This window comes from Shewanella sp. SW32 (genome assembly GCF_025653365.1).
Classification (GTDB): domain Bacteria; phylum Pseudomonadota; class Gammaproteobacteria; order Enterobacterales; family Shewanellaceae; genus Shewanella; species Shewanella oncorhynchi.
The window spans coordinates 59320-82133 of sequence record NZ_JAKKSJ010000004.1; the positions used below are offsets into that span (position 1 = coordinate 59320).

Below are 22814 nucleotides of genomic sequence, written 5' to 3' on the forward strand. Positions count from 1 at the left end.
CGCTAACGTTAACATGCTGAATTTAAAGAGTTAAACCTAAAGTGCTGAATTTAAAGTACTAAACCTAAAGCACTTTGAACCTTATTGCCGTGCCGCCACTGCTGGCGAGTGCGAGGTTTAGGCTATCTTTAGCACTTACCTCTTTGGTTTCAATCACATAATCATAGGGATTGGTTTTCCAATCGGCTTTTGCGCCATCGCGCTAAATTTGTGCTTGATAACGTTTATTCGGGGAGAGGAAATCCAGTTTGACCGTGACCTTGCGTGCGGCTTCATCCGTGAGTGCGCCTAAGTACCAATCACCTTGATCCTTCGCTTGGCGAGCAAAGACCACATAGTCACCGACTTCACCGGCCAGCGCGACACTTTGATACCAATCTGTGGGCACATCGCGGATAAATTGGAAGGCATCTAAGTGCTTTTCATAATTGCGCGGCAGATCCGCTGCCATTTGGATTGGACTATAGAGCACAACGTACAAGGCGAGCTGTTTGGTCAACGTGGTCTGCACACGATTTTCTGCATCCAACCCTTTGGGCGCTAAGTCAAAAATCCCCGGAGTAAAGTCCATTGGACCCGCAAGCATGCGGGTAAAGGGTAACATGGCCGTGTGTTCAGGGTTGTTTGGTGGGCTACCCCAAGCATTGTATTCTTGGCCACGGGCACCTTCGCGGGAGATCCAGTTTGGATAGGTTCGGCGCAGGCCTGTGTCTTTAATCGGCTCGTGGGTATTGATACTGATATGGTGTTTCGCAGCCTCGGTGACATTGTGCAAATACTCACCGACCATAAACTGGCCGTCGTGCCACTCGTGACGGGTAATGCCTTTGTCATCTATGCGCTTGATTTGGCCACCATCGGCGACATAGCCCGTCTTGACTTGAGTAACACCATGCTGCTCATACAGGGCGAAGGCATCAGCCATTTGATCGCGATAATGCGTGACTGAACCTGCGGTTTCATGGTGGCCGATTAAACGTACACCTTGCTTTGCTCCGTAGGCTGTGATGGCGGGCAGATCGAAATCAGCATAGGCCTTGGTAAAGCTAAATTGATCGCCGTTGTGGAACCAGTCGCCATCCCAACCTTCATTCCAACCTTCTACCAGTACGCCATCAAACTGATATTGAGCGGCGAAATCCATATAACGTTTTGTTTCACTGGTGGTTGCGCCATGGGTTGGGCCCGAGCCCCAGGTATTTTCGTTTAAGTGCATTCCCCACCAAATACCGACGTATTTCCCTGGTTTTACCCAAGTAACATCGCCGAGTTTATTGGGTTCATTGAGGTTTAGGATAAGGTGCGAATTGAGCAGCCCAGTTGCTTTGTTGGCAATTTGAATGGTGCGCCATGGCGTATAAAAACCCACTTGGGTTTTGACGCGAATACCGTCGGACCAAGGCGTGAGATCCGCCTTAAGTTTGCCATCGCGCTGTTGATCTAAGGTCATGGCGGCAAAGTCCACCAAGGCGGCTTCGTGGATACTTAAGTGCGTACCGTCTGCGAGTTTAAAGGTGAAGGGGGTATGGGTTCTATCGACGTCTTTAAGCGCAGTGGTACGATATAAATATTCGTAGCGATTCCAGCCGCGGGCAGGGATCCACCATGCTGTAGCTTTATCGCTTTTGCCGACATTGAACTCGGTTAACTCGTCTGTGATTGAGAGCGGCGAATTGGCGGGCAGGGCAGCTTGTGGGGCTAAGTGATAGCGAAAGCCAATACCATAGTCAAAGGCTTTAAACTCGACTTCGAGCTGCACCTTGCCGTTGCTTAATACTGCGGTCAGTTGATTGTGCTGATCGCGGATCCATTCCTGCTCGCCCCAAGGTTGTTGCCACTTGTCATCGGCACTTTTTTTCTCGCTGCTGTTAATCTGCAATCCTTGACCGAGTTCACCAAGGGATTGAAAAACTAAGCCTAAGCGGCTCGGTTCTATGACTGTCTTGCCGTGAAAATCGATTTTATATTCGGGGCGGCCAGTATCGTCACTCAAGCTGATTTGAATTTGTTGGTTGGGTGAGCTGACGGTAACGGTTTTGGCAAATACGTTGGCACTAAAGAGGCTAGCCACCGCAAGAGCGATAAGTGTAGGCCACAATAGCGCTTGCGATTGCTTTTGGCGTGATGAGCTCTGGCGAGCGTGACTCTTTGTTAAGTGACGGCCAGTAAACTGAATAGGGTTGGTCTTGATGAACATTCCTTGATCCTTGTTTTTATAATGAATGTGACTCACAGCATACTAGTGGCGATGGCTTTTTAACCGCAACGGCCTGCATACGTATTCACCACATTAAGGCGTGACGTAACAGACGTGACGAGAAGCACTGCGAGGGCACGAACAAAAGATGTGGTTTGCTTTTGACTCGGGTAAACTGCGCGCTTTCTTTTTGCTTAAAAATGCAATTTAGCGTGGGATTTACAGTGGGATTTACAGTATTTGGAGCCGCAGTAGTAAGGTCAAACCGTGAAAATTAACCAACGTTTACAACAGATAAACAGCATGATCAGTGGTCATTACGATCATATTTGGGATTGCTGCTGCGATCATGGTTTACTCGGTATGCTGTTGCTAGAAAGGAGCGCTGCCCGCCATGTACACTTTGTCGATTGTGTGCCTTCGCTGATGCAGGCGCTTGAAGTGCGTTTGCAGCGTTTCTTCCCCGCTGACATATCAGGCCTTAATCCAAACTTAGATCCAGACTTAAACCCAGAAATAGACCCACACTTAAACCTAGACATGGATCCAAATTTAAGTCGTCATACTCAGTGGCAAGTGCATTGCCTTGATGTTGCGGCTTTACCGCTCGCGCAAACCAGTGACAAGGATAAACAGCTGATTATCATCGCTGGCGTGGGCGGTGAACTGCTGGTGGACTTAGTGAAGGCAATTCTAGCCCAATACCCACAGCGGCACCTCGAATTTATTTTGTGTCCCGTGCATCATAATTATTATGTCAGGCAATCACTCACTGCCTTAGGGCTAGGGCTTAAGTCGGAACACTTATTGGAAGAGAATCAACGTTTCTACGAAATCCTCCATGTCAGTACAATCGCGGCTCCAAATGGTCTGCTTATCAGTGCTACGGGTTCGTTAATGTGGCAGACGTTAGATGAAACAAGTTTGCCGCGAGCGCAGCGTTATCTGTCGCAGGTGATTGGTCATTACCTACGCATGCCCACGCATAAGCAAACACCAGAGATTATTGATGCCTATCAGCAGCAATTGGCCCAGCTCTTGAGTGAACATAGTGAGTTTGAATGCGCTTGAGCATTTTTCCGCTTGGGCATTACGCTGAGAACTAAGATGAGCAGCTAAGATGAGGATCAGGCGAAAGAGCTGATGCATCGCGATCTCGTTGTTAATATTATGGGTAAAATAATTTTGGCATAAATCATTAAAAATCAATCTTGTAATCGTTAAAATCTATTAATCACTCGGACTGGACTGAGTGTGATTATTGCCTCTGTGGCAGTTTTTGATCTGCATTTGGCGCATTTTCGTTTATGCTGCGACTCCTTTTCGGCAAATGGCTAAGACTATGCGTTTATTGAGAACCACCCAAGATCCTGCGGTTAACCTACAGACGGCACGCGTTTTTTACCGCAGAGCTGCCCGCGCGATAGTGTTATTGGGTGAAGACATTTTGCTACTTTATACCCAAAAATACCGCGACTACAGCTTACCCGGAGGCGGAATTGACGATGGCGAGAGTCTCGAAGATGGACTGATCCGCGAGCTTCAGGAAGAAACCGGTGCCTTAGACATTCAAGTGTTAGCGCCCTTTGGTCGCTATGAAGAGTTTCGACCTTGGTACCGTGAAGGAGCGAATGTAGTGCACATGGAGTCATTCTGTTATGTGTGCCGTATTGACATCACACTGGGCGAGCGTGGTTTAGGTGAGACTCGATTAGAAGCCCATGAGATAAAAAATGGCATGCGACCTGAATGGCTTAATATTCATCAAGCTATCGCCCATAACGAAGATATTCAGCGCAATCATCCCCATAAAGGCCAATCAATAGAGCGTGAAACTTTTCTGCTAAAACAGATAGTATTGGAATGTTTGTAAGTTTTACCATTTTTAAATCATAACTTTAATCTATGATTTTATTTCACGTCAAACTTAGTTAGCTTGGTTTGTTGGCGATTGAACGCCGTTATTTTAACCTGATCTTTTAAGTGGATATGCTTCGAGTCTGTGTCTGACTCAGTGGATGTTTAAGGCAATTTCTCACTCTTTTGCCGCAGCAAGGAAGATAATGCAGATTATTTTATTGACCCACGAGCGCGAGTTAACCCGCAAAACGAATACTGGCCAACTCGCGTTAGCCGCATTCCCTGAAGAGGTGAAAAGTATCGTCTGGTCGAGAACGGCACCTGATAACGATTTAGTGGCTATGTTGGCATCGCAGCAGGCTAAACTGTTGTTTCCAGCAAGTGATACTGAGCACACTGGGCCCATTGATCATAATGCCTTAGATACGGTTTTAGCTGAGCCAGCGCTCTCGAACGCACAAGCCTTGTTAGTGCCTGCGCAATCTACAGCCATAGCAGCACAACGGATGCCGAACCAAGTGGTGATTTTAGATGCGACTTGGCAGGAGGCGCGTAAGATGCTGCGCCAGAGTCCCTATCTCAAAACAGCCGCACGAGTCAGTTTGCCGCCACTTATGCCTGAATCCGCCTTTATATTGCGGCGTAATCAGCAAGAAGGGGGCTTGTGTACCGCAGAATGTATTATTGCGCTTTGGCGCCAGTGTGGCAGAGCAGAACAAGCGACGCTATTAGCGTCGCTGTTTACTGAATTGAATAACCGTACTTGATTGCAGTGTTTGAGAGAGTGTTCGAGGAAGTGCATGAATAGATAATTAACGACTTTTAGCTTTGACCCATAGATAAATCACTGTCAGCTGAATCACCATCTGTTAAGTCATAGTCATTTAAATCAGAGCCAGTTAAATCACCATCAGTTAAATCATAGTCATTTAAATAACAGTCAGATAAATACACAGAAAGTGGCTCATGGCACCGCCGAGCACAAACAAATGCCAAATGGCATGATTGAATGGAATGCGTTTACCGACGTAGAATACAACCCCTAAGGTGTAAAATAACCCGCCTAAGATCAATAGATTAAAGCCTACCTCTGACATCGCCGCCGTTAAATCGCCCATCACAGTGACACATAGCCAGCCCATAGCGAGATACAAGACTAAGCTTAACTTTTTGAATTTGTGAATAAACAGTGTCTTAAATAGGATCCCACCAATTGCAAGCGACCAAATAGCCGTTAAAATCACTATCGACTGCGTGCCTTGTAAGCTTATCAGCATCAAAGGTGTGTAAGTTCCTGCAATTAAACAGTAAATAGCGCAGTGATCGGCGATCTTCAGTTTATGTTTCCAGCCTGAATGGCTAACGCTGTGATATAACGTCGAGCATAGGAAAAGCACTATGATGCTCGCACCATAAATGGTTACGCCCGTAAGTTGAATTGGCGTTAGGTGATCTTGACCTTTAAGCAGCATGAGCACCAATGCCACAATCCCCGCAATGACACCTAGGCCATGGGATACACTGTTAGCGATCTCTTCTTTGATACTATATGGTCCAGATTTTACCGGGTTTTTAACTGTGTTTGGCTGTTCGGTAACACTTTGACTCGACATGGTAGATACACACTCGTAAACGATAATGACTGAGTCTATCAGTTAGAAAAATAAATCACCATATTTAAGCGTACACTTGTAAGCTTAAATTTATGGTTGGCTTCTATTTTTCATCTTTTAGATTTTTAACGCCGTCTTGCACTCCCATCAGTGCATCGCATTGATGATGCTACTCGCTTCAAGACGTGAGATTTAACATTCAATTTAGCGCGATTATGATCCCAATTCCCAGCCTTATTTGTCTTAACTGGCAAGTGACTTATCAAGCACTGGCGTAAAGTACTGTGCTTGTAGCAGGTTGCATTCGCATTGAACTTTGCTCTGTTTGCCTCCTCTAATCTGCGTTGAGCACTCGTAAGTAAATGCAATCAATAGATAATTCGCTTTCAATATTCACCAACCCGATATTGGATTGATATTGAATTAGAGTGTAATCGTTCCACGTTAAGCATCATTGAAATCAATGGATACTATACAAAACCTAAGGATGGATTTTGCCTTTTCAACATCAACCCAAGGCCGCGCCTTTATTGACAGCATCTCCTACAGCGATAGCGATTGGAGATGATGTCGATAGTGCTTTGCTGATTTCGGTCACATCGCCAGAAGGTGAGACTTTTATCGCCTTTGATCATCAGCTCGGTGAACTGGATGCTGCTCAAACGCCTGTTTTTACCACTAATGCGGAGCCATTAGCGTTCAATAGCGGTGCAGGCTTTTTAGTCACTGAGCATGACACCCAAGCTATAGACCAAGAGCAAGCCCAAGATTTGGTACTGCAAGAAATCCGTGCTGAACATCAAGATCAAGATAAATTGGTTTCTGAATCTGAATCCAAACCTGAACTGTCTAGGACGATACAAACTAGTGCTCAGGGATTGGGGACGGGATCCGTTTTGCGTGCTCGTCAGCCGTATTTCAAAGGATTCAGTTTGTTATTTTTTGTGCTCTTAGTGCATGCGTGTTTATTTTTACTTATCTGCATTTTGTGGCGCCCGCAGTTAAATCCCTTTGGATTGAAGGAAATAGAAAGCCGTGGCCCTAAAGTGACAGCGATCAAGGCTTACTTTATTTATGCTCCCGCGGTAGAGAAAGCCGAAACCTCGGAGTCCAAAACTGAGATCAAGACCGAGGATAAGACTGAAGCGACAAGTTCTGTTACGCCTACAATTGTTCCCACACCTCAAACTCAAGTGAAGCCTCTGCCAATACTTGAAAAGGTCATGCCTGAAACAATAGCACCCGAAAAGGCCGTCTCTGAAAAAGTAGAGTCGGAAAAAGTGAACCCAGATACGGTTAAACCGAACATCACTCAATCGAGCCAATCTCAATCAAAGAAAACTCAATCAATTGCCCCAAGTGATGAACAACCCACTGAAACGATGGCAACAAAACCAACGAATACGTTGGATACCTCAGAATTAAAGCCGCAGCTTGGCGCTAAGAGCTCGCCTGCAGCAGAAGGTGAGAGCACAATAGCGACAAGCTCAAGCATGAGTTTATTCACCCAGCAATATTTTGAACGTCAGCGCGAGCAAGCGCTCGATGCTCTCGTCATTGAACAGGCCGATAAGTTCACCCGGAAATCGAATATGAGTGAAATGAGCCCAGAGATGGAGGTGCTATTTGTCCCTAATGCTGATGATTTCGGTGGCACAACGAGTCTAGATTTACCCTTAGACCCAAATCGTATTGTGCGTAAAGGGGATACTTGTTATCGCGTGGTACAAGTCGGCACTCAAGTTAATCCTAACGCCGAAAATTTAGGTTTTCCCATTAACTGCAGTGGCAAAAAAATCAATCAAGCTATTAATGATGCCATTCAATCTCGATTAAACAAAATGATGCTCAAACCCCATAAATAGTGACTTTCTTTTATGATTTATTTTCATGCTAATTATGAATTTTTTAGTTTAATTTTATTTAATCAATTAAAAACAATGAATTATGAATCTTTATTTTGGATTGGTGGTTAAGGTTTTTAATTGCTTTTTTCCTTGTTTGTTGCTGCCGCTTCTGTCTATACTGCCCACTCATCTTGTCGGAGTGCCTCTTGGCTGAGACCGTTTATTCGGGATCCGTTGAACCTGATCAGGTTAAAACCTGCGAAGGAAACAAGCGTAATAACACACATTAAATCGCTAAAATAGACGGCTTGAACACCTGTTTACTCAGCAGTGTTTTAAGCCTTAATGTTTAGATTTAATCGTTATTGAGCAGGGTAACTCAATTTTTGAAGCCAGTGTTGGCCACAAAAGTTGATTGCCATGTCCAGCTATCAACAACGCAATTCTCCAGACAAGCAACTCCATTTTTTAACGTGAGATTGCTTATGTCCAGTTCAAACCCAAACCCAGCTGTAGCTGCCAATGCGATAGAAATCACAGCACCAGAATCGACAATCCCTAATAAATCGACAGTGCCTAATAAATCGGCTGAGTCTAGTCAATCAATCGTGCCTAAGGCGCCGAGTCGCCGCGAAACCCGTGCGCAGTCCCAAGCCTTTATCGATACGTTAGCGCCACTGCAACATCCTAATTCACAAAAGATTTATCTCGAAGGTTCCAGTGCCGATATTCGCGTTGGCATGCGGCAAATTCTGCAGACTGACACATTTGTCGGCGGTACTGATGATGCGCCTATCATGGAAAAAAATCCGCCAATCCGCGTGTATGATTGCGCCGGACCTTATTCCGATCCTGAGGCCGACATCAATGTGCGTCTAGGCCTTGGTAAATTAAGACAAAACTGGATCCTAGCCCGCAACGACACAGAGCAATTATCCTGCGCGACCTCAGACTTTACCCAACAAAGACTCGCCGACGACGGTTTAGATCATCTGCGTTTTGAGGCAGGCTCGAGTGCCATTGTCCGCCCACGCAGAGCGCTGCAGGGCAAACGAGTCAGTCAATTACACTATGCCCGTCAAGGGATTATCACGCCAGAAATGGAATATGTGGCGATCCGCGAGAACATGGCACTTGCGCAAGTACAGGATGAAATCCTCAATCGTAAAGCCAAGGGCGAAGCCTTTGGTGCCTTAGTCGGCGAACCGATTACCGCCGAATTTGTCCGCGCCGAAGTTGCCCGTGGCCGCGCGATTATTCCGCTGAATATTAACCATCCCGAAGCCGAACCTATGATTATCGGGCGTAACTTTCTGGTGAAAGTGAACGCCAATATCGGTAACTCGGCGGTGACGTCTTCCATCGAGGAAGAAGTGGAAAAGCTCGTCTGGTCTACCCGTTGGGGCGCAGATACGGTAATGGATTTATCCACGGGTCGTTATATTCACGAAACCCGCGAGTGGATCATCCGCAACTCACCAGTGCCCATCGGCACAGTGCCGATTTATCAAGCGCTGGAGAAAGTGAACGGCGTGGCAGAGGATTTAACGTGGGAAGTGTTCCGCGATACCTTGATTGAACAAGCTGAGCAAGGTGTTGATTACTTTACTATTCATGCTGGTGTGCTGCTGCGTTATGTGCCGATGACAGCTAAACGTGTTACTGGGATCGTTTCTCGCGGCGGTTCAATTATGGCCAAATGGTGCCTGAGTCATCACAAGGAAAACTTCCTCTACAGCCATTTTCGTGAGATCTGTGAGCTTTGCGTCGCCTACGATGTATCCCTGTCTTTAGGTGATGGTATGCGTCCAGGCTCAATTGCCGACGCTAATGATGCCGCCCAGTTTGCAGAGCTTGAAACCTTAGGTGAGCTAGTCAAAATCGCGTGGGAATACGACGTACAAACCATTATCGAAGGGCCGGGACATATCCCGATGCAGCTCATTAAAGAGAACATGGACAAGCAGTTAGTTCACTGCGACGAGGCGCCGTTTTACACCCTTGGCCCACAAATCACCGATATTGCACCTGGGTATGATCATTTCACCTCCGGCATAGGCGCGGCCATGATAGCTTGGTACGGCTGCGCCATGTTGTGTTATGTAACACCAAAAGAACACTTAGGATTACCGAATAAACAAGATGTTAAGCAAGGTTTGATTGCTTATAAGATTGCTGCCCACGCCGCCGATGTGGCCAAAGGTCATCCGAGTGCGCAAATTCGTGATAATGCGCTGGCAAAGGCGCGGTTCGAATTCCGCTGGGAAGATCAATATAATTTAGGACTCGATCCTGAAACCGCGCGCGCTTACCACGATGAATCTTTACCGCAGGAATCCGCTAAAGTCGCGCATTTTTGCTCTATGTGCGGCCCTAAATTTTGTTCGATGAAAATCACCCAAGATGTGCGCGCCTATGCCGCAGGTTTAGAGGCGGCACAAGCGAAGGCGGATCAAGTTGAAGCTGCTGACCAAGCCATGCAAGTCACAGTCAAGACGCCGCAGGAGTTGGAAGCGGCAATGGCGCTAAAATCGGCACAATTTGCTGCTTCGGGCGCCGAGATCTATCACGTGAAAGACAAGCTTGTCGCCGAAGCAGAGGAAGCCTAATTATGTCGGGTATTCATGGGGGTAATTCGCCCATGAATACCGCTCGCCCCGCATTTGTTTGGACCATAGCCGGTTCAGACAGCGGCGGCGGTGCCGGTATTCAGGCGGACTTGGCCACGATTCAAGATTTGGGTTGTCACGGTTGCAGCGTGATCACCACAGTGACGGCGCAAAGCTCAGTGGCGGTCACTTTAGTTGAGCCCGTATCAGCGGCGATGTTAATGGCTCAGCTGACGACTCTACTTTCCGACTTGCCACCCAAAGCAATTAAAATCGGCTTACTGGCAGATCAAACTCAAGTGGCATTGCTGGCAGATTGGATCGCGAGTTTTAAAATCCAGTATCCATCTGTGCCTGTGATTGTCGATCCAGTGATGGTCGCCAGTTGTGGCGATGCATTAGCAGTAGATAACTGTCAGGATGTAAAAAGTGCGGCCAAATCAGCCTTAGATTTTAGGCCTTTCAAAGGTTTAATCGAACTTATCACGCCCAATGTGCTTGAACTTAGGCGGTTAACTCACAGCGATGTTTCGACCAAATCGCAGTTCGTTGCTGCAGCACAGGCTTTATCCCAGAGTTTAGATTGCAGTGTGCTCGCTAAAGGGGGCGATGTGAGTGGTAGCACTGATATTCTTGATGATACTCATGCTAAAACTCACGATAACACTCATGCTCAAACTCAGGCTAACGTTAATGTTAGCACTCTCGATAGCAACGGCTGGGATCATGGGCTTGCTGAGGATTATCTGGTTTGCCATCAAGTACGCGCTAGCTCTGAGCTGCATCAAAATGGGCGTTTCTGGTTGGCAAGCCCGCGGGTTAATACTCGTCATAACCATGGTAGCGGCTGTACTTTGTCATCGGCCATTGCCGCCGTGTTAGCGCAGGGTTTTGTATTGCAAGATGCGGTGGTTGTTGCAAAAGCCTATGTGAGTCAAGGCTTAAGCTCGGCGATTGGTTTAGGGCAAGGTCCAGGGCCGTTGGCCCGCACGGGGTGGCCCAATGACTTGTCCCGCTATGCAAAGATAAGGCTGTGTGATGGTATTGACATTGACCAAGACAGCCATGCTGGTCATGACTTACCCGAAGCGGTTCTGGTGAATACAACCTCGACGCCAGCTCAAAATATTTTATCCCACGGTTTTAAAGTGCTCGATGCCGATCTTGGTGTTTATCCCGTGGTGAGTGATTTAACCATGTTGGAGAGTTTGTTAGTTGCCGGCGTTAAAACCGTGCAGTTACGGATAAAAACCGATTCAAGCGAGTCAACTGCTGCAGTGTTAGCCGAATCTGATTCAGGTAAGTCAGCGCTAGGTAGATGTGAGTCAGGCAAATCTAAGTCAGGCGAACCTGAGTTAATTGGCTCTGAATTAGAGGCAAAAATTCAAACGGCTATTGCCTTAGGCAAGCATTTTAATGCGCAGCTTTTTATCAATGATCACTGGCAGTTAGCGATAAAATACCATGCCTTTGGGGTACATTTAGGCCAAGAAGATCTCGCCGTTACCGACTTAGCGGCCATTCAAGCCGCTGGACTCGCGTTAGGTCTATCCAGCCACAGTTATTTCGAGTTGCTATTGGCGCATCAATACTCGCCATCCTACATAGCGCTTGGGCATATATTCCCAACCACGACGAAGCAAATGCCTTCGGCGCCCCAAGGGCTCGCAAAACTTAAGCACTATGTGGCGTTACTCCAAGACCATTATCCCTTGGTCGCCATTGGCGGCATCGACTTAGATAATCTGGCAAAGGTGAAAGCTACTGGGGTAGTCAATATTGCTGTGGTGCGCGCAATAACGAAAGCTAAGGATCCGTTAGCAGCGTTCGCAGAGCTGAGCCAAGCTTGGGAGCAATGTAGCTTGTCTGATGAACTGGCTGTAAAGCATGAGTTGGATGCAAAGCATGAGTGAAAAACCACCGCTTTCTCACGCAGAGGTTCTTTGCGACGGAACACAAAGCGCTCATACACTCAGTGATGCCAATTTCATCCGTTATTCTCGGCAAGTCTTATTGCCAGAGGTCGGTGAGGCAGGGCAATTGCAATTGGTCGACGCCAGCGTTGTTATTGTAGGGCTTGGCGGCTTAGGGCAATTGGCGGCGCAGTATCTGGCTTGTGCTGGCATTGGCAACTTGACCTTAATCGACATGGATAAGGTTGAAGTTTCGAATCTACCAAGACAATTGCTATTCAACGATGCTGATATTGGACTTAATAAGGCGCGAGTTGCCAAGAAAAAACTTAATCATTTAGCGCCGCAGTGCACTGTTACTGCCTATGAAACAGTATTTAGTGCTGAGACATCAGCTCATCACTTCGCTGAGGTTTTACAATTAAAACAACAGGGTAAAAGAGTACTTGTGCTTGACTGCACAGATAATTTTGCGACTCGCCAATCCATTAATCGCTGCTGTATCGAAGCTGCTTTACCTTTAGTCAGTGCATCAATAGCAGCATTTAGCGGTCAATTGTTTGCAGTCGACCAAATGCGGTTCCCCTCTGGTGGTTGTTATCACTGTATTTTCCCCGCACAGACGAGAGTGTCGCAGAGCTGTAGTACCCAAGGCGTACTCGGGCCGAGCGTGGGCGTGATGGCGTCAATGCAATCTTTGGTGGCCATGCAACTCTTGCTGAGTGTGAATAGCGGTGGTGATGAACCGAAAAATGCCTTGTTGGGGCGTTTTTGGCGCTTTGACGCTAAATCGCTTTCATGGACAGCGGCTGCATTAACGCGGGATCCCCATTGTGACGTGTGTTGTCCCAAAGGGGCTTATCTATCATCAAATAAAGATAGTCTTGAGGTTTGATATGATTTTAATTCACATAAACAATATCCCGCAGTCGTTATCTGAACCAACGTCACTCGAGGCTGTGATCCTCGCACAAAATATTGCCCTCGATTCGGTTGCTATCGTATTGAATGCTGAGGTCGTTCCGCGCAATCGCTGGCAATCTATTCTCTGCCAACATGAAGATAAATTAGAACTTTTTTCAGCAGTGGCGGGAGGCTAATATGTTAACGATTGCCGATGTGGAGTTTGAATCACGGTTATTTACCGGAACGGGAAAATTCAGCAATAGCCAAGTGATGCTTGAGGCGATAACGGCTTCAAAATCGCAGTTAGTGACAGTCGCGATGAAAAGAATTGATTTTAAAATGGGGCTTGATGATTTGCTCATGCCGTTACGTCAAGCGGGTGTACAGCTATTGCCTAACACTTCGGGGGCGAGAAACGCCAAGGAAGCGGTGTTTGCGGCTGAGCTTGCCCGTGAAATGCTGGGAACTCATTGGATTAAGCTCGAAATCCATCCAGACCCTAAGTACCTAATGCCCGATGCGATTGAAACCTTAGATGCGGCCAGAATCCTCTGTGAGAAAGGCTTTATCGTGATGCCCTATGTGCATGCCGATCCTGTGCTCTGTCGCCGCTTGGAAGAGGTGGGCTGCGCTGCGGTTATGCCACTGGCGAGTCCGATTGGCAGTAATCAAGGTTTAGTCACTGAAAGCTTTTTAAAAATCATCATAGAGCAGGCGCGGGTGCCAGTGGTGATCGATGCCGGCATTGGCGCACCTTCGCAGGCTGCGCGGGCAATGGAGCTGGGCGCCGATGCGGTGCTCGTCAACACGGCCATCGCCAGCAGCGCGTCGCCGAAAGTGATGGCCGAGTGCTTTAAGGAGGCGGTGCAATGCGGCAGACGGGCCTTTGAAGCAGGGCTTGGCCGAGTACAAACGGGCGCGGTACAGACCAGTCCTCTGACGGGATTTTTAAATCAATGAGTTTTGTAGCGGAATTTACCAACATCCCACGGGATAAACTGTTACTCGATTTGTATTCTTGCACAGCCCAAGATGTCGAGCGGGCGTTAGTGAGTCCAGCAGGGGATTTACGTTGCTTACTGGCCTTGTTATCACCTGCGGCTGAACCTTATATCGAAACCATGGCACAACATTCAGCGGCGCTTACGCGGCAGAGATTTGGCGCGAATCTGGGCATGTATTTACCGCTATACGTCTCAAATCTGTGCGCTAATGAATGTGATTACTGTGGTTTTAGCATGAGTAACAAACTCAAGCGCAAGACCTTGAATGAGCAGGAGTTGATGGCCGAGATGGTCATTATCAAAGATAGGGGGTTCGATTCTATTTTACTGGTGTCGGGTGAGCATGAAACTAAGGTCGGTATCGATTATTTTAAGCAAATGTTGCCATTGGTAAAGCAGCAATTTAGCCATGTGGCGATGGAGGTCCAACCCATGAGTGAGGACCATTATCGCCAGTTAGTCGCGCTAGGTTTAGATGCTGTGATGATTTATCAGGAGACCTATCAGCCCGAGACTTATGCTCGTCACCATTCCCGAGGTAAAAAAATGGATTTTGCCTATCGTTTAGCAACACCGGACAGAGTTGCGGCGGCGGGGGTCGATAAAATTGGTCTTGGGGTGTTACTGGGGCTGGATGATTGGCGTTTAGATGCGTTAATGATGGGATATCATATTGACTATTTAGAGCGTCGCTATTGGCGCACTCGCTTTAGTATTTCGCTGCCAAGGTTAAGGCCTTGTACTGGCGGGATCACCCCAAAAGTTATGCTATCGGATTTAGGTTTAGTACAAATGATTTGTGCATTTAGACTTTTTAATCATCAGCTTGATATCAGTATGTCGACAAGGGAAAGCCCTGAGCTGAGGGATAATCTTTTGCCACTTGGAATTACTCAAATCAGTGCGGGTAGTTCGACACAACCAGGGGGCTATCAAGCACCCGACAGTCAACTCGATCAATTTGAGATAAGCGATGATCGCAGCGTCGAGCAAGTCATCGAACAGATGCAAAGGCAGGGTTTTAATCCCGTATTTAAGGATTGGGAAGCCAATTGGATCACGGGATAAATAAGACCGTAAATAAATGGTGAGAATGCGGATAAAACCTGTACTTTTGCAGGTGATTGGTCAATAATTGACCCATTAATCACAGCGTGCAGGAATACCGTTATGCAAATCCAATCTGCTTATTCATCCGGTCTGCAAGGCTTGCAAAGTGCTCAATCTGGGCTCACTCAAGCAACAATAGATGTGGCTAAACCTACACCGACTCAAAGTGCGGCTCCGGCTGAATCTACAAGAGATGTTGCGCAGCCTGATAAAACCTCGGCGTTACTTACCGCTAATGAGTCATTAAGACAAGGGGAAGCGTCAACAGAAGTGATTGAAACTGATTCTGAAACGATAGGTTCGATCATTAATATTAAGGTGTAAATATCATGTCGGTTGTGGCGCTATCACCTAAGGTTGGAGCGCCATCCTCTTCATTTTCGGCACATGATAAGATGCTAAGCTCGAATCTAAGCCAGAGTCAAGCTAATAGCACTTATCAAGGAGCCAGCGCTCACACTGCAGGCTCCGCAAAAATTGAAGCGAGTGGTGTCCATGAACTACAGGTTACTGGAACTTCATTTGCTCCAGTTCAAGCCACGCCTATTACTTCATTAGCTGCTAACATTTCCCTATCTCTCCACTCACCACCAAATGTGTCTTTTGCTGCTTCTAGTGCTGTTTCATCAACTGCTGCATCTGTACTTCCTGTACTGAATGGTGCAAGCCAAATACTCGAGGTCGCTCCTTTTTCCGTACCAACGCCAAGGAGCAATCCTCAGGTAAATACGTTAAATGATCGAGCTAGCTTACATGCCGATGCGAGTTTTAGTTTGTTAACAGGACCAAGATCCATTTCTGGTGTACGCGGGGGACAGATTGCGGCACCTATTTCTACTCAGGTATTTTCGCCAGTCGCGGGTACGAGTAATAGCGGACTTGGGGTAAATTCCTTGGCTACAATAAGTCCAAATCTCAGTGTAACGAGCAATATTCCCGTTGATATTTTTACGCCTCTGAGTCCATCAATTGGTACGAGTGGTACTGATATTCCTGCTTTCAATCCATCAAGCACGGGTGATGTTTCTCCAATAATGCCTGATTTAGCTACTGTGTTTGGACCACAAACAGTCTTTACTGGAGCTGCGTTAGTTGATCCCACTACGACCGATTCTGCAATCAACAGTTCTGTAAATAAGAGTGCTGTAAATAAGAGTGTAGCAACGAGTGCAGGGCCTGTTGGCCAGTCAAACTCTACGCAAACCGTAGATCAATCCGCTAGCAATGATGTTGCTCAACCGACGGTCTTAGAACAATTTACTCAAGTTTTTGGTGAAGCTCAGGCTAGTCCTGTAGATGTTCCTGCGACAGCGTCTAACCCAGATGATAGTCAACAAGTCTTAGCTGCTGTCTTTGCTCCAAATGATAATCAGCTTGAAAAGCAAGTACAGGAAGAAGAATCGCGGAAACAGCAAATAGCAGCAGCGGAAGAGGCAAAACAGCAATCACTGGTTCAACAGGCTCAAAAACAAGAGATACAAGCCCAAGAAAAAGTGCAGGCTCAACAGCAACAGCAAGTCGATGAACTTAAAACTCGAGATTCAGAGGTTAAAGCCCATGAGCATGCCCACGCAACCGTCGGAGGACAATACGCTCAGAGCCCGAGTTTTAAGTATGAAAAGGGTGCTGATGGCCAACGTTACGCCACCGATGGCGAAGTGCAGATTGATGTCTCTCCAGTGGGAGGCGACCCGCTTGCAACGATAAACAAAATGAAGCAAGTTTATGCCGCAGCAATGGCTCCTGTTGACCCGTCATCAGCGGATATCCGTGTTGCCGCGGAAGCCTTGCAAAAAATGAATGAAGCTAAAGTGATGCTGGCAGAGGAGCGACAAAAACAAATTGTTGACTTGCAAACGGCTCAAACATTAATAGACGCAGATGCACAAATCAAAGAGTTGCCACCGTTAGAAAAACATACACCTGTCGTGACGGGAGACGTTGATGAGTCAGGTAATATTGCTCAGCCCCAAGAGGCGGTATCCACCCCTGCATCTACTGCGCTTGATAAGCTAAAACAAGCGATCGAGGCGCAAACGGCCAATACGAGAGTCATTGATACGGGGTCGAAAACCACTTCTGATATCAGTGACTCAGTCACTACATCGACCACAGTGGAAACGATTGAGCCACCGACCGCAACTTTAGCATTTGGAGATGCTTCAACTTCAGCGGATTTAGCGACGGGTTTTATCTCAAGATCCGATAGTGCTGCAAGCCGTTATTATACTGCGGTTGCACAAGCCAGTGCTGGGCCTTCAGCTCGTGTCGATATGACGTCGCAAGCCAATATTCAGCCTTCTTATCTAGCATCTTCAAATGAGCTGCCTAGCAATTTGCAATCTACGGATGTTTTGTCCGCAAACGATGTAAATGAGCAGTCTTCAAATATCAGTGCTAGCGCGAATACGAATGTGTCTTTGCAGAGCGAGTTATATGTGGGGGATGACCTCTTGCAGGAGACGGGATTTATTCAGCAGCAATATTTGGGTGATCAACAAGCGCGCTATGTCGACTTTAGTGTGTAAGATTAGGCTTTAACTATTCTCATGATTCGCTGTTCATCATCTTTTTCGAAACAACCTCTCAGTACCACTAAGAACTAACCATTTAATCAGCAGTTGGCATTTATCGTTTTGCTCACTCGAATTGATAACTCGTTTGGTATCTTGCTGTTAATGACTATTCGTCGTTTCAATTCCATGCTGTTTTAAAATCAAGGAAGCAAGCAGTTTTGATGCAGGCCCTTGTTGATCTCTATTAGGGATCACTAAGCTCAACATGATGCGACGTTTTTGGCTACCCTCAAGATGTAAACGTACTAGATTACCCGAAGCCAATTCTTCTTGGACTAAGAAAGAGGGGATCCAACAGAAACCAATACCTTGATTTAAAATGACTTTAGCTTCATGGAAGTTAGAGACTGTCCATCGCTGCTCTGCTTTGAGCCAGCCGATATCAATGTTGGATTGCACTCCAGTATCTTTAATCACTAACTGTAAATATTGTGCCAGTAGTTTATCGTCTTCAATTGTGCCTAAATCAGCGAGTGGATGATTTGGATGACAGACGAGGTAGAGTTCTTGTTCACATAAGGGTTCGGATAAATACCCTTTAGGCGGCACCCCTGCACAGATAGCAATATCGACTTTACTCTGCAGAATGAGCTCTTGAGTACCGGTGATCACTGAGTCCAGCATGATGATTCGAGTGCCACGACTGTGGGGCAGAAACGCATTGAGGGCACACACTAAGCTTTCCATCGGATAGATAATTTCACGGGCAATAGTGAGTGTCGGCTCCCACCCTTGTTCAAGATTACTCGCAAGTTGTTCTAACTCGTTGACGGCTTGGGTGACATGCCGTGAGCGGCGCAGCAGCACTTCGCCCTGCGGGGTGAGATAGGCTTTACGGCCTTTGACTTCGAGTAGCTCGATACCTAATTGATGCTGTAATTTGGCAACGGCATGGTTAAGTGACGATTGACTCTTGTTGAGTTTTTCGGCCGCTTGGGCATAGCCGCCAAAATCGACCACCGCTTGCAAAATACGCCATTGTTCTAAGGTAGATTTAGCTCGAGTCATTATAATCTCAAAAAAACGATAGATTGAGGCTTATAGTGGCCACTTCTTACGACTTTTTCAATTAAATATCATAGCGTCAGTCATTCCCACGACATATAGATAGTTATGTCGCGCTAAGTTATTGAGGGGATAGAGAGGTTAATCATGACGATTTTCAGTGTTTGCGCCCGAGCGAGTCACAAACACATCCTAAGCATTCACACTTAAAACGCACAAGAACCTATTGCGTCGAAAGCTTGATTGTTGGAATTGTCAGCATGTTCTGAAGCGGCGCTATTTGAGATCCTTTGGATCAGCGCAGCACTATCAACGGGGGCGCCAATGACCGCTTTTAATTGGTCACTTAAGCTTAAAGCGTCTTCATTGATGACTAATACATTGAATAATTTGAGTTTGTCTTGGCAGTTGAATGTGGATTGATCTATCAGCCTGGCTAGCGATGCTTGCCAGAGTGATTGGTAGTAGAGCGGTCCTTCGTTGGCGATAGCATTGAAGCTATAAGGATAATCTTGTGTTTGTGGCCAGTCTTGACCAAAGCTCGCATTAAACTCCGCACCGAGATCGGGGTAGACTTGTGCACTTGAGTTTTGGTAAAAGTTGACTGCAACCTTAGCGCGAAAGACTTTAAGCTGCTTCGAATAAGCTTTAGCCAGTGTTTCACGCTCCTGTAAATAGGTGTGCTCAAATTGCGGAAATAGTTGATGGCGCAGTACTTCTGCTAACCAGAGGCTCGCCACAAAATAGCTATCTTGACTCTGTCCCATGGCATTGTTGAGGTAGAAATGGCTCGCTTTAGCAAGGGAAGTGACAGCCTCTGCGATGGATTCGGTTAATTGCTCAATGTCTTTGTAGTTACTCAGCTGTGGTTTGAGATCCAACGCTTGTTGTCCAAATTGCTGGCCGAGTACACTTTGACGCAATGTTTGCTGTTGACTACCTTGCTGTGGATTTGGGTTGTACGCCACATAGATTTCACCTAACAATCTTTGCTGGTGGTAGACCCTGATGATATGCGGCCGATTAGTAACGGTTGGTGTTTTCTCGACCTTAGCGGTTTCTATGGTCTCAAAGTGTAAACCAAACACTTGCAGATAAGTAAAGCTGCGACTCAAGACGTCAGAAGTTTGCCATGTCGGCCCCTTGGCTGATGCTTGTTGTGACAGGGTTCGCCCAATATCCCAGGGAGCCACTTGCAGATCTTGGGTTTGGCTATCAAGAAAAGCTTTGACTAATTCAGGGGACGATAACTGCTGCGAACTAAGCACTAATGCGCTGTAATCGGTAAAGCCTGCAGCAGTGGCGGCTTGTTGGCGCTGCTCAGCAATTCGCTGTAATGCCGTTTGATTGGTTTCACTGGCTCTGACTTGGTAGGCCTGCCATACATTTTGGCGACATACGGCGTTTTCCTGCGTCAGTAAGTAACTGGCGATAGTGCCAGAAAAGTCGCTCTGCTTTGAATTGTCGGGCTTCGGCTCGTCACTTTTATCCTCTTTTTTATGCAGATGTTGCTGCTGAGTCACTTCAGGTTGGCATTGGCTGCCATTGAAGGCAAGACTAAATTGTTGACTGCCTAACCCTTGGCCTATGCTGGCTTGTGCAGTATGTAATTTCGCTTTCTCCTCGGCGCTCCAATGTTGTTGTAGCAATTGTTTAAGCTGTTGGCTCAGTAGTATTTGTTCTGCATTGCCTTGGGCTAAGGCGTAGGCTAGTTGGCTCAATTCAGTTTGGCTGAGAAGTTGCGACAGGGTGTCGGCGAGGTGTAACTGGCATTGCAGTAAACCTTCGCGCTCTTCACTCGGTAAGTTAAACCCACGGTAATAGTTGAGTCTGTCGTTGATATTATTAAGCCCTAACATCTGTTGCTCAAAAATAAGCGCGCGCTGGGCCAAGGTTAATTCAGATGCCGTTAAACGCGCATTGGCGAACACAGTCGCAAGATCAATACTTGGCAAACGCAGGCATTGTTCAACTAAAAGGGGAACAGGGCTTGGCGCCGCATAGGCGGCATTCGTAACATAAAGGCTCAAGCCAAACAGGCTAACCAGTAAAGTGGGTTTTAACATGGGTTATGTGTTCTGCATCTGTGATGGAATGAGTTAACTTTGACTTAGTATCCAATTGAGTTAGCTTCAAGTCATTGTTATGCATGAAACCCTGTTCTGTTCTGGATGTCAACGATAAGGGTGGGAGTCGTAAATGTATTGCTATTCAAGGAAGGAGTTACACTGAGCAGCTGAACACTTACATATTCCTGATGAACTAGATGAACTAGATGAACTAGATGAACTAGATGAACTAGATGAATGGTGATCTTTTGGCTTTTGATATCAGCCATTACCAACTCAAACCCTGAGGACGCAATGACTGATATTCGCTTACTTCAGACTGAAAAGGTTAGTTTAAATCCTGATTAGGTTGATTTTTCACTGCGATAATCGTGGCACGTTTGGGCGCAGGATAACCTTCAACCGTTTTGGTGATGTCGTTAGGATCTAGGTATTCAACCAGTGATTCGTTGGGCATCCAGTCGGTACGGCGTTGTTCGGCAAGGGCAGTGACATCGGTATCGACACAACGGATATCAGTGAAATCACACTTCTTTAACCAGAGTATGAGCGCAGCAACAGATGGAATGAACCATACATTATTCATTTTGCCATATCTATCTTGAGGCACGAGTACGGCATTTTCGTCGCCATCTATCACTAAGGTTTCTAGCACGAGCTCACCACCGGTGCGCAATTGATCACGCAGCTGTAACAAGTGATCGATAGGCGAACGTCTGTGATACAAAACACCCATGGAGAAAACCGTATCGAATGCATCGAGCGGTGGCAGCTCTTCAATACCCAATGGTAACAAGTGCACAGGATGATGTATGCCAGCTAAACGTTTGACTGCTTCAAACTGACATAAAAACAACGGCGAAGGGTCGATACCGACGACACGTTTGGCTCCTGAGCCCAACATGCGCCACATGTGATAACCACTGCCACAACCGACATCGAGTACAGTGCGGTTTTTAAGCGGCGAAATATGTTGCTTAACGCGGTCCCATTTCCAGTCACTGCGCCATTCGGTATCGATATGGATGCCATGAATGTGGAAGGGGCCTTTACGCCATGGCATAAAAAGGCGCAGCAGGTTTTCTAGCTTCTCTTTTTCACCAGGGCTGAGTTGCTCGCCGCTACCGACGGTCACGCTATCGATAAAATCTATTTGATCTGGTGCAGGATAGTGCAGCTTGTTGAGCACTTTTTCCCACTTTGGCAGGTTGCCGTGTTTATGATCTCGTTGCCACTTGCCTAAAATGCTCGGCAGGGTTTCGAGCCAGTGCTGTAGATTCGAATCGGCGATTTGTTGGTAAAACGAGCTAAAGCTGATCACTTGATGGCCACCATAGAAGCAAAGTTAAAGCATTGGAACCAGAGACTAAAGTGACTAAAGCCTTGGCTGGTGAGTCGTTGTTGATGCGTGGCTAAGGTGTCGGGCTTCATGACATTTTCCAGCGCACTGCGTTTTTGGCTGATCTCGAGTTCGCTGTAGCCATTAGCGCGTTTAAAGTCTAAATGTTGCTCTTCCAATAGGGTTTGGATCGGGGCATCTTCGAAGCGAATTTTTTCTGATAGTACTAACATCCCGCCGGGATTCAGACCTTGATAAATCTTCGCTATCAGGGTTTCTCTGTCTTCTGGCGGTAAAAATTGCAAGGTAAAGTTGAGTACCACCAATGACGCATTTTGAATATCGATATCGCGAATATCACCGCAAACCAGATCGACATCCGTATCGCTGACATAGGCATTCAGGTTCTCTTGGCAGCGTGCGACCATAGATTCACTGTTATCTATAGCAATAATGCGACATTGGCGGCCTTGGATTTGGCGACGAATACTTAAGGTCGCAGCCCCGAGTGAGCAACCCAAATCGTAAATTTGAGTATTTGGCATGACGAAACGATCTGCAAAATCGCCTATGGTATTGATAATTTGCGCATATCCAGGCACTGAGCGGCGGATCATGTCACTGAATACGCCTGCTACACGGTTATCAAACTGGAAATCGCTAATATGCTCGCTCGCTTGAGCGTAGATAGTGTCTTGAGAAACGTTCATCTGAGATTTTTCATGGGAATTCAACTGTGCATTTTAACGAATCAGAGCGATTAGCA

Annotated in this window: 17 protein-coding genes, 1 pseudogene and 1 riboswitch; of the genes and pseudogenes, 12 read left to right on the forward strand and 6 right to left on the reverse strand. The window is 46.7% G+C overall.

Annotated features, from left to right (window positions below):
* Positions 1-64: 64 nt before the first annotated feature.
* A pseudogene (locus tag L5M28_RS03230) lies at positions 65-2197 on the reverse strand (glycoside hydrolase family 97 protein).
* 267 nt (positions 2198-2464) lie between these two features.
* Between L5M28_RS03230 and L5M28_RS03235 the strand changes: the two are divergent.
* The 3 genes from L5M28_RS03235 to L5M28_RS03245 all read left to right on the forward strand — a co-directional run bounded on the left by L5M28_RS03235 (position 2465) and on the right by L5M28_RS03245 (position 4824).
* Positions 2465-3268, forward strand: coding sequence for a tRNA (adenine(22)-N(1))-methyltransferase TrmK (locus tag L5M28_RS03235; RefSeq protein ID WP_263202450.1), 804 nt, complete (start codon positions 2465-2467; stop codon positions 3266-3268).
* Positions 3269-3539: 271 nt separating this feature from the next.
* The gene (locus L5M28_RS03240) at positions 3540-4070 is read left to right on the forward strand and encodes an NUDIX hydrolase (protein WP_263202451.1); all 531 of its coding nucleotides are present in this window, start codon (positions 3540-3542) and stop codon (positions 4068-4070) included.
* A gap of 190 nt (positions 4071-4260) precedes the next feature.
* Positions 4261-4824 carry a tRNA-uridine aminocarboxypropyltransferase gene (locus tag L5M28_RS03245; RefSeq protein ID WP_411569166.1) on the forward strand — a complete coding sequence of 188 codons (564 nt, stop codon included), beginning with the start codon at positions 4261-4263 and terminating at the stop codon, positions 4822-4824.
* A 162-nt stretch (positions 4825-4986) separates the two neighbouring features.
* Here the strand turns inward: L5M28_RS03245 and trhA are convergent, their stop codons facing one another.
* On the reverse strand, positions 4987-5670 hold the full coding sequence (gene trhA / locus L5M28_RS03250) for a PAQR family membrane homeostasis protein TrhA (RefSeq protein ID WP_212600966.1): 684 nt from the start codon (positions 5668-5670) through the stop codon (positions 4987-4989).
* A gap of 494 nt (positions 5671-6164) precedes the next feature.
* Between trhA and L5M28_RS03255 the strand changes: the two genes are divergently transcribed.
* The 9 genes from L5M28_RS03255 to L5M28_RS03295 all read left to right on the forward strand — a co-directional run bounded on the left by L5M28_RS03255 (position 6165) and on the right by L5M28_RS03295 (position 17587).
* Positions 6165-7535, forward strand: a complete 1371-nt coding sequence (locus L5M28_RS03255) for a hypothetical protein (RefSeq protein WP_263202455.1) — start codon at positions 6165-6167, stop codon at positions 7533-7535.
* Positions 7536-7702: 167 nt separating this feature from the next.
* A riboswitch (TPP riboswitch) is annotated at positions 7703-7801 on the forward strand.
* A 201-nt stretch (positions 7802-8002) separates the two neighbouring features.
* The gene (thiC, locus tag L5M28_RS03260) at positions 8003-10126 is read left to right on the forward strand and encodes a phosphomethylpyrimidine synthase ThiC (RefSeq protein WP_263202456.1); all 2124 of its coding nucleotides are present in this window, start codon (positions 8003-8005) and stop codon (positions 10124-10126) included.
* Between the two features lie 2 nt (positions 10127-10128).
* Complete coding sequence (locus L5M28_RS03265) at positions 10129-12039, forward strand: bifunctional hydroxymethylpyrimidine kinase/phosphomethylpyrimidine kinase (RefSeq protein WP_263202458.1); 1911 nt, start codon at positions 10129-10131, stop codon at positions 12037-12039.
* The gene (locus L5M28_RS03270; RefSeq protein WP_263197590.1) at positions 12032-12934 is read left to right on the forward strand and encodes a HesA/MoeB/ThiF family protein; all 903 of its coding nucleotides are present in this window, start codon (positions 12032-12034) and stop codon (positions 12932-12934) included. The genes L5M28_RS03265 and L5M28_RS03270 overlap by 8 nt, the downstream gene beginning before the upstream one ends.
* Before the next feature lies 1 nt (position 12935).
* Positions 12936-13139 (forward strand): sulfur carrier protein ThiS, encoded by a 204-nt coding sequence (thiS, locus tag L5M28_RS03275; protein WP_014610604.1) that lies wholly within the window; start codon positions 12936-12938, stop codon positions 13137-13139.
* Position 13140: 1 nt separating this feature from the next.
* Complete coding sequence (locus L5M28_RS03280) at positions 13141-13905, forward strand: thiazole synthase (protein WP_263197592.1); 765 nt, start codon at positions 13141-13143, stop codon at positions 13903-13905.
* Positions 13902-15017 carry a 2-iminoacetate synthase ThiH gene (thiH, locus tag L5M28_RS03285; RefSeq protein ID WP_263197593.1) on the forward strand — a complete coding sequence of 372 codons (1116 nt, stop codon included), beginning with the start codon at positions 13902-13904 and terminating at the stop codon, positions 15015-15017. The genes L5M28_RS03280 and thiH overlap by 4 nt, the downstream gene beginning before the upstream one ends.
* 102 nt (positions 15018-15119) lie before the next feature.
* On the forward strand, positions 15120-15383 hold the full coding sequence (locus L5M28_RS03290) for a chemotaxis protein (RefSeq protein WP_105252574.1): 264 nt from the start codon (positions 15120-15122) through the stop codon (positions 15381-15383).
* 5 nt (positions 15384-15388) lie between these two features.
* Positions 15389-17587: a putative metalloprotease CJM1_0395 family protein gene (locus tag L5M28_RS03295; RefSeq protein WP_263202460.1), complete on the forward strand. Its 2199-nt coding sequence runs from the start codon at positions 15389-15391 to the stop codon at positions 17585-17587.
* A gap of 147 nt (positions 17588-17734) precedes the next feature.
* On the opposite strand, the gene L5M28_RS03300 is transcribed toward L5M28_RS03295, so the two are convergent.
* The 4 genes from L5M28_RS03300 to cmoA form a co-directional block, all read right to left on the reverse strand.
* On the reverse strand, positions 17735-18643 hold the full coding sequence (locus L5M28_RS03300; RefSeq protein ID WP_113940376.1) for a LysR family transcriptional regulator: 909 nt from the start codon (positions 18641-18643) through the stop codon (positions 17735-17737).
* 203 nt (positions 18644-18846) lie between these two features.
* Positions 18847-20706: a M3 family metallopeptidase gene (locus L5M28_RS03305; RefSeq protein ID WP_263202462.1), complete on the reverse strand. Its 1860-nt coding sequence runs from the start codon at positions 20704-20706 to the stop codon at positions 18847-18849.
* 331 nt (positions 20707-21037) lie between these two features.
* Positions 21038-22030 carry a tRNA 5-methoxyuridine(34)/uridine 5-oxyacetic acid(34) synthase CmoB gene (cmoB, locus tag L5M28_RS03310; RefSeq protein ID WP_263186399.1) on the reverse strand — a complete coding sequence of 331 codons (993 nt, stop codon included), beginning with the start codon at positions 22028-22030 and terminating at the stop codon, positions 21038-21040.
* Entirely contained in the window at positions 22027-22758 is a 732-nt protein-coding gene (gene cmoA / locus L5M28_RS03315) for a carboxy-S-adenosyl-L-methionine synthase CmoA (RefSeq protein WP_263202463.1), read from the reverse strand. Before cmoA ends, cmoB begins: the two co-directional genes overlap by 4 nt.
* Positions 22759-22814: the final 56 nt, after the last annotated feature.